The organism is Moorena sp. SIO3I6 (assembly GCF_010672095.1).
Window position 1 is genome coordinate 1 of sequence record NZ_JAAHHU010000712.1, and the last position, 2,390, is coordinate 2,390.

The 2,390-nt window shown below is 40.1% G+C and carries 1 protein-coding gene and 1 pseudogene; both read right to left on the reverse strand.

Annotated elements, in window-relative coordinates; translation table 11 throughout:
* Positions 1-1,250: pseudogene (locus F6K49_RS41695) on the reverse strand (hypothetical protein); the annotation flags it as partial.
* Positions 1,247-2,350 (reverse strand): hypothetical protein, encoded by a 1,104-nt coding sequence (locus F6K49_RS41700; RefSeq protein ID WP_293107098.1) that lies wholly within the window; start codon positions 2,348-2,350, stop codon positions 1,247-1,249. The gene F6K49_RS41700 and the pseudogene F6K49_RS41695, both read right to left, overlap by 4 nt.
* Between the last annotated feature and the right edge of the window lie 40 nt (positions 2,351-2,390).

Sequence of the window (2,390 nt, forward strand, 5' to 3'; positions counted from 1 at the left end):
TCCCGCTTTCTTACCGTAGATTTATTATAGACATTCAGCACCTTGTCTTTGATTTCTTGATCTGTCATGCCACCAAGCATTGCCTCCAACACTTTTCGCCTTCTCGGGGGCATGTTCCTGATTTTTTCCTCGAAGGCTTCTTTACTAATAATAGGCGATCGCTTTTCTAAATGTTCGTGGGGCGTGTTATTAACTAAAACATCAATAAATGGTAATGGTCTTGGCTTCCAATTTGTCTCCCTTACCTTCTTAATAAATGCTGGCATAAACTTGCGTAATTGCTGTTTTTTATCCTTATCACTTTTAGCTACCACTACCTCATAACCAGATAATAAAGAAGGAACATAACATAAATCTTCTGTTATCAAAATTTTAGGTATTTTATATCCAAATTGTTTTTCTAAAGCAAGGCTCATACCAATGGCAATAAACGCCTCTGGTGGTGTTTTTAAGGTAATGCGATGAATAGCAAAGGGGGATGAGCGAACTTTCTGGCAATGAGTACATAACAGAAAACTATAGCCTTTTTCCAGGGAAAGGTCATCCAAATAACTATAAGTCACATCATTGAAACGCTCTAAGACATCCTCAACAATTTTTTGAAAATCTGGGCGGGAACTATCTGCTCCATCCGCAATAAAACAATTTAAGGTGTTTTGTCCTAACTGTTTAGCCTGTGGATGTGTCTCGCGGTATTCGCACACTCTGCCTCCAAAAATGCAATGGCGATTCCACCAAGCCTTTTCCGGTAACTTGTTTACCCATTTTGGTAAGTTTTTGAGCAAAACTGTTTTCAGGGTATGTGTGCCGCTAAACTCTAAAATTTGTTCCCTAAGACACTGCAAGCACTTTGGTAATTCTAAACCTGGTTCTTTGTTACTACCATGACGTAGCAATAGGGTAGGACGATTTAGTGCGATCGCCATCCCTAATTCAATAAAAACATTGCGGGGCATTTGCCACGGACTTTTATCATCCGCACGCCAGTAAGAAAGGTCATAGATACCATATCGGGCATTAGCTATAAGTTCTATCGCTTTTTGGCGTAGGGGAACATCTGAAACAAAATGTTGACGAGCATAGTCTGGTTCTAAGTTAAACTCAGAAGCGGACAACACCTGCTCACAACCACCCAAAAGGTCAGCTGACCAATCAGCCTGTTCGCTGTAAGCAATAAAGCACTTTTGTCGGTCATAAGTTTGGTATTGTGGACGAAGCTCACTGATATCCTGATCTTGTTCGTCATTCATTGCTTGTCCCCCTCGTGTAAACCTTTCAGGTGTGCTTGGGCTAAACCTTGGATCTCTGCACGATGTTGCCCCATAAAGGTATCGAAAAATTTCCTAACTACTTCATTTAATACGGTGGCGTAAGACTTGGTATTAGAATTTTTTTCTAGTAAATCTCTGAGTTGCTGGTCTAAATTTTGTTCTTTCATTTGTTGGCTAAATTGGAGTTCTCTATCCAGACCTATGATCAAGTTAGGCATTTCCAGTTTCTCTGATACGCCCTCCCATAAATAACTCAGGAGATAGTGTTCAAATTTTTGACCAATATCTCGACAGATATCGACATTATCTGGTAAAAACTTGATGGAGATGTTTAGGTTATCTAGTTTAGCAACCAATAACTCAGCTAACTCATCGGGCATTAGTTCCACTAACTTAGTTGGCTGGAATAAGTGGCTTAGGCTATCTGTTGACTTTAACCCCAAATCAATAATACGATTTTCATCTAAATTCCGTTCATTTAACCAAGTTTTTATCTGTTTAACCCGCTCGTGACCTGTGGCATCATTATTATGCCAAATAAGAAGCGGCAAATCGCAACCAACCACGCACTGCACTATTGTTTCCCGCAGTGCATCTAATTGTGGTGGATTGCGTAGCAAAGCCATATCCATGCGGCATAGCCAATCATTGTCCATGATCACAGGCTCTAGTTCTGGTACTTGGATGTAAAGAATTTTATTAACGTGATGTTGGCTGAAAAGCTTACGGGAAATACCTTTAGCCAAAGCCAAAAAATAGCCTTCAGGATGCTGAGGAAGAGCTAAGGTGGCCACTGCTGGACGCGCTACCCTTTGGGTCAAAACAGTATTGCTACTTTGGTAGTTAATGATATACGTTCGCAGACGACTCAGTGCATCAGGAGTTTCTAGCCATTTAGAGAGAATCGGATCTTGATTTAGTTTTGTCTTTAATTTTTCTAAAAGCTGATCGAAAACAAATCGCTCACTATTTTTGAGATTAGTTAAAATATCATCTAAAGCTTTGAAAATTTCTTCTTTTAATTGTAGTTCTTCCTCCTCCTGTGCTTGCTTAAATGCTTTTAGCGAGCAGACGAACACACCACTGAACTCCAGTCACCATAGCTTCCGGATCTCGTAT